Below are 5,200 nucleotides of genomic sequence, written 5' to 3'. Positions count from 1 at the left end.
ACACCAGCTTGCAGATGATCCACCTGGCGTTCCTGGCGTTCCTGGCGTTGCTGCTTAGAAGACTTTGAACAGGCTCTAAGGAAGGCCTGACTAACCCACAATACCTGGGAGCGGGCGCCTCCAACTATGCCGACTGGACGTTGCCGTACGACCTCACGTCTGGCGCGTTCGATGTGAATGTCGGCAAGGCGTTGGGTCCGCTGAGCTTGAGCGTGGGCCATTACGACACCAGCGAAGCGGCCAAATTCTGCTTCGGTCGACAGAATTCGCAGAACCATCTGGTGGCAACTGCCACGGTCACCCGGCCGTGAGGGTGATGGGCTCAGAGCAGGCGGTGATGTGTGCGAGCGGCTATTGCATGCGCTCGATAACGATGCGGTTTGCGGCGAACCACGCCGTCATGTGTTCGCGCATCGACGCCAGACGAGTGCGTTCGTCATTGCTGATGACGTCGCTTTCGATAGGCTAGCGATGCAATACGCAAAAGGCGCCTCGCGGTGCCTTTTGCGTTCAAGTATGTCGGCCGATCAGTTCCAGCTCAACACGACCTTGCCGGCCTTGCCTTCTTCCATTAGGTCGAAGCCCTTCTGGAAATCGTTGATCGGCAATTGATGGGTCAGCACCTTGTGCAGCGGGAAACCCGACAGCACCAGCTGTGTCATCTTGTACCAGGTCTCGTACATCTTGCGACCGTAGATGCCCTGCACGGTGAGGCCCTTGAAGATGATCTTGTCCCAGTCGCAGCCGGCGCCGCGCGGCATGATGCCGAGCATGGCGATCTTGCCGCCGTGGTACATGCAGTCGAGCATGTCGTTGAACGCGCGCGGGTTGCCGCTCATTTCCAGACCCACGTCGAAGCCTTTCATGTGCAGGTCGGCCATGACCTCCTTGAGCGAGGTCTTGGACACGTTGACCACGCGCGTGGCGCCCATGTCGGCCGCCAGCTTGAGACGGAAGTCGTTGACGTCGGTGACCACCACGTTGCGCGCACCGATGTGCTTGCAGATACCGGCGGCGATGATCCCGATCGGGCCGGCGCCGGTGATCAATACGTCTTCGCCGATCACGTCGAATTCCAGCGCGCAGTGCGTAGCATTGCCGTAGGGGTCGAAAAACGCAGCCAGCTCGGAGGGAATCTGGTCGGGGATCGGCCACAGGTTGCTGGCCGGCATCGCCATGTATTCGGCAAATGCGCCGTTGACGTTGACGCCGATGCCGACCGTGTTGGGGCATAGATGCGGGCGGCCGCCGCGGCAATTGCGGCAATGCCCGCAGACGATGTGGCCTTCGGCCGACACGCGCTGGCCGACCTGGTAGCCGGTCACCGCCGAACCGAGCTCGGCCACACGGCCGACAAACTCATGGCCGATGGTCAGGCCGGGTTTGATGGTGCGCTGGCTCCACTCGTCCCACAGGTAGATGTGTAGATCGGTGCCGCAAATCGCGGTCTTTTCGAGCTTGATCAGCACCTCGTTGGGGCCGGGGCTGGGGACGGGGACCTGTTCCAGCCAGATGCCTTTGTTCGCTTCGCGCTTGACCAGCGCCTTCATCGTCTGCGCCATCTGGCGGGACCTGCTGAGTGAAAGTAAGGCGGCGATTATATGCGGGGTGGGGTTGGTGCTATGCCGCGGTGCGGGAATCCTTGGTATTGGCACACCACGGTCCGACAGGGGAGGGGCCAGGCTAGTCCCTTCTCCCGTCGGGAGAAGGTGGCGCGAAGAGCGGATGAACAACTGTGGTCGGCGTCAAGCCTGGGGAAGGGTGGCTTCGAAGGATTTTCGATCGCGCATCATGGCGTTGAGGAGCGTCAGTAGCTTGCGCATGCATGCCACCAGCGCCACCTTGGCGACTTTGCCGTTGGCGCGCAGACGCGCACAACAGGCCTTGAGTACAGGAGTGCAACGCACCGCGGTCAAGGTCGCCATGTACAGGACCTGGCGCACGGTGGCGCGCCCGCCCCATACCGTCCGACGGCCGCGCAGGGTGCCGCTGCCAGCAACCTGGCCACCACTGCCCGTTCCAGCCCACCGCTGGCCTCCAACACGATCAGCCAGGGCGCAGCGTCCTGAGGTACCTGGATCAGGGCGGCAATGCCGTCTTGCTCATTGGCGAAAGACATCGCTTGATCGGTGCTGAACACATAGACATCCAGGCGTGCCTTGGACACATCCACACCTACCCACGTTGCCACTGGTGTCATCATCACTCTCCCATTTCCCTACCCCTCTCCTGCAGGGAGAGGGGAAAAGGCGGCGGGGACTCAGAACTTCACATCCAGGCTCATGAAGTATTGCCGCGGCGCGCCGACCACCATGGTCTGGTTGTAGCCATCCGGATCGGATGCGACGTAGCCGTTGGTGCCGGTGCTGGCGAAATAGCGCTTGTCGGTGAGGTTGGTGATGTTGAGCGCCCATGCCACGTCGGCCACGCCGCCCACGCGACCGAAGTCGTAACGCGCGCCGGCGTTGAACAGCCAGTACGAAGGCACCTGCGAATCGTTGAGAAAGGTGATGTAGCGCTTGTCGACGTACTTGCCGTCCAGATCCAAGCGCAGGTTGCCGAGTTGGTAGCTGGCGCTGGAGGAGACCATCAACGCGGGGATACCCACCACGTCCTTGCCGGAGGTGGCCACCACGCCGTTGTTGAGATAATCGTCCTGATAGCGCGAGCGATTCCACGACAGCGAGTTCAACCAGCTCAGGCCGTCGGTCGGGCGCCACAGCAACGCCAGATCCGCACCGGCGCTGTGCACGGCGCCGACATTGCTCAGGATCGCCGCGCAGGTCTGCACTGCAGTACACGGCGAGGTGGTCAACAGCCGGTTGGAAAACTTGGTGAAATAGGCATCGGCCGAGAGCTGAAACTGCGCGTCCTGCACGCGGTAGCCCACTTGCAGGGTCTGCGATTCTTCCGGCTCTAGCGTGGAGCGGCTGCGGTCGAACGCGGCCTGCGAGGTGGCGAACGGAGTGAAGCCGAAGGCGGCGATGTTCTTGCTATAGGACGCGTAGATATCCTGGCGCTCGTCCAGTTTGTAGTTCAAGCCAACCTGCGGCAGAAAGCCATCTTCGGCGCGGATACTGCCCTGCGCCAGCGCGGTGGTCTGTACCAGCGATTGCGCACGCGTGGTGGTGCTGAGCGCCTTCGCGCCGTAGTTGATGGTCAGGCGATCATCGAGCAGGCGCACGGTGTCCTGCAAATACAGCATGCGGGTCTGTGTGGTGTAGCGCTGCAGAAAATCGCGACGGAACGGCGTCTGCACGTCGTACACGTTGTAAAGCGACGTATAGCCATCGTTGCCGAGCGCGAAGTAATTGCGTTGCTGGGTGGTGCGTGCGTTTTCCGCCCACAGGCCCACTTCCAGATCGTGTCTGCCCCACGACCATTTCAATGCGCTGGTGCCACCGAAACGGTCCAGGCCGTAGTCGGTGGTGCGCATCGAGACCGGGATCTGTGCGGACGTCGGCACATACGGCGTCACCCACTGCCCTTCGCCGCGATTGCCGTGGTAGTAGCCGGTGGCATCCAGCGTGGCGCCGCCGAACACGAAGGTACCGCTCAGGCCGGCCAGGTTGTCGCGACGCAATCCTCCGCCTGCGTAGTAACTGGCATCGAGCCAGCTGTAGTCGCTGGGCAGCCCGGCCAGCGATTGCGGATAGCCGTTGGCTACGCCGCTGGTGGCGCTGGTGTTTTGATACGCACGCGCCATCTGCACCGCAGTGGCCCAATCCGGCTGCAGATAATCGTCGTCCCAGCCCAGCGCGCGTTGGCTGGTCAACGACAGATCCATGTAGTCGTATTCCTTGCGCCGCGAGGTATCCAGAAACAGGCTCAGACCATTGCCATTGCCCCACTGGTACACCGTCTTGAGGTTGGCTTGCTCGGACTGCTGGTCGCCGAAGCCTTTCCACTTGTCGGTGGTGGCGTTTGCATAGGACAGATACGCCGACAAGCCATTGCGATCGCCGGTGTCGCCACGTACGAAGGTGCGACGCGTCGCATCGCTACCCACCGTTTGCACCAGCCGCAAACCTGGCGTGGTCTGCGGATCGGCCGAATAGAACTGCATGGTGCCGCCGAGATTGGTATTGGAAGCAGTACCAAGCGCGCCGGCGCCTTGCGCAATCTCAACCGAACCGAGGTTTTCCGAAATGATGGCGCGGGTGATGTGCAGGCCGTTGGTCACGCCATAGCTCATGTTGCCTAGCGGAATGCCATCGAGCGTGTAACCGAGCCGGCTCTGATCGAAACCGTGCAAGGTCACCTGCGTGGACCATTCGTAGGTGCCGAACGGATCGGCCGATTGGAACTGCACGCCCGGTAATTTTTCCACTGCCTTGAAAGCGCTGCTGCCCGGTGTCAGCTGCTCGATGTCCTGCCGGCTGATGCGCTGCACCTGGCGTGTGCTGCCTTGCGACACCACGTTGATCGCATCCAGCTGGGTGGCATTGGTTGCGGTATCGGCAGCGGTGACCGGTGCATCCGCGACTGGTGCCTCCGCAATGGCAGCCGGATCAGTAGCCGCTGTGGCGGCGTTTGCCATGACGGGAAGCAACGCTGCCAGGGCGAGCGCCAGCGGAGTGACATGAAAACGGCGAGTGGAGGTCATGGGGGAGTCCTGTTCGGGCGCGGCTGAGGGCAACGCACGGTGCAAGACCGACGTTTCGCGACGCAGGGTGTCAACGACTTATGAAGCATTGATGACGGGGGCTGTCGCAACACTGTCGCGATTGCCCGCTATACGTGTCGTGTTACGTGTCGTGTCCAGCCGCCACCTGCGGCCACGCACTTGTAGTTCTGGCAGGTCTCGCATCCATGACGTCTTCCCCCTCGCGCCGTGATTTCCTCAAGCGCGTCGCCGCGCTGACTGCTGCCGGCGCCTTGCCGTCATCAATCGGCCGCGCGCTCGCGCTGCCTGCTAATTCGCGCACCGGCACGCTACGCGACATCGAACACGTGGTGATCCTGATGCAGGAAAATCTCTCGTTCGATCATTACTTCGGCGCATTGCGCGGCGTGCGCTGGTTCGGCGACCCGCGTCCACTGCAGTTGCGCGATGGTCATCCGGTATGGAGTCAGCCGGCAACGGACGGTCGCCGTCTGCTGCCGTTCGCTTTCGATTCACAAAAGGGCACCTCGAACAACCAAGTCGTAGCCGTGGTGACACGCACTGGATGATGACCATACCTTCAAAAAATCAGCG

3 protein-coding genes and 3 pseudogenes are annotated in these 5,200 nt (G+C 61.9%); 2 read left to right on the top strand and 4 right to left on the bottom strand.

The features are described from left to right. Positions 1–98: 98 nt before the first annotated feature. Positions 99–311: pseudogene (locus XpopCFBP1817_RS21690) on the top strand (TorF family putative porin); the annotation flags it as partial. 216 nt (positions 312–527) lie between these two features. On the opposite strand, the gene tdh reads toward XpopCFBP1817_RS21690, so the two are convergent. From tdh to XpopCFBP1817_RS19415, 4 genes and pseudogenes are all read right to left on the bottom strand, one after another. After that, positions 528–1,562 carry an L-threonine 3-dehydrogenase gene (tdh, locus tag XpopCFBP1817_RS19430; protein ID WP_208619672.1) on the bottom strand — a complete coding sequence of 345 codons (1,035 nt, stop codon included), beginning with the start codon at positions 1,560–1,562 and terminating at the stop codon, positions 528–530. A gap of 183 nt (positions 1,563–1,745) precedes the next feature. Further along, a pseudogene (locus tag XpopCFBP1817_RS19425) lies at positions 1,746–1,991 on the bottom strand (IS110 family transposase); the annotation flags it as partial. Next, a complete protein-coding gene (locus XpopCFBP1817_RS23380; protein WP_128418343.1) occupies positions 1,913–2,200 on the bottom strand; it encodes a hypothetical protein in 288 nt (95 codons plus the stop codon). The pseudogene XpopCFBP1817_RS19425 and the gene XpopCFBP1817_RS23380, both read right to left, overlap by 79 nt. Before the next feature lie 60 nt (positions 2,201–2,260). Then, positions 2,261–4,606: a TonB-dependent receptor gene (locus XpopCFBP1817_RS19415; RefSeq protein ID WP_128418342.1), complete on the bottom strand. Its 2,346-nt coding sequence runs from the start codon at positions 4,604–4,606 to the stop codon at positions 2,261–2,263. Between the two features lie 206 nt (positions 4,607–4,812). On the opposite strand from XpopCFBP1817_RS19415, the pseudogene XpopCFBP1817_RS19410 reads away from it, so the two are divergent. After that, positions 4,813–5,154, top strand: a pseudogene (locus XpopCFBP1817_RS19410) (alkaline phosphatase family protein); the annotation flags it as partial. Between the last annotated feature and the right edge of the window lie 46 nt (positions 5,155–5,200).

Origin of the sequence: Xanthomonas populi (assembly GCF_002940065.1) — a bacterium.
GTDB lineage: Bacteria > Pseudomonadota > Gammaproteobacteria > Xanthomonadales > Xanthomonadaceae > Xanthomonas > Xanthomonas populi.
The sequence above is the reverse complement of the archived record's forward strand: the minus strand, read 5'-3'. Positions and strand labels throughout refer to the sequence as shown.

Excerpts from the sequence above, each read along its gene's own strand:
- tdh (WP_208619672.1), bottom strand. The coding sequence starts at position 1,562 with ATGGCGCAGACGATGAAGGCGCTGGTCAAGCGCGAAGCGAACAAAGGC.
- XpopCFBP1817_RS23380 (WP_128418343.1), bottom strand. The coding sequence starts at position 2,200 with ATGACACCAGTGGCAACGTGGGTAGGTGTGGATGTGTCCAAGGCACGC.
- XpopCFBP1817_RS19415 (WP_128418342.1), bottom strand. The coding sequence starts at position 4,606 with ATGACCTCCACTCGCCGTTTTCATGTCACTCCGCTGGCGCTCGCCCTG.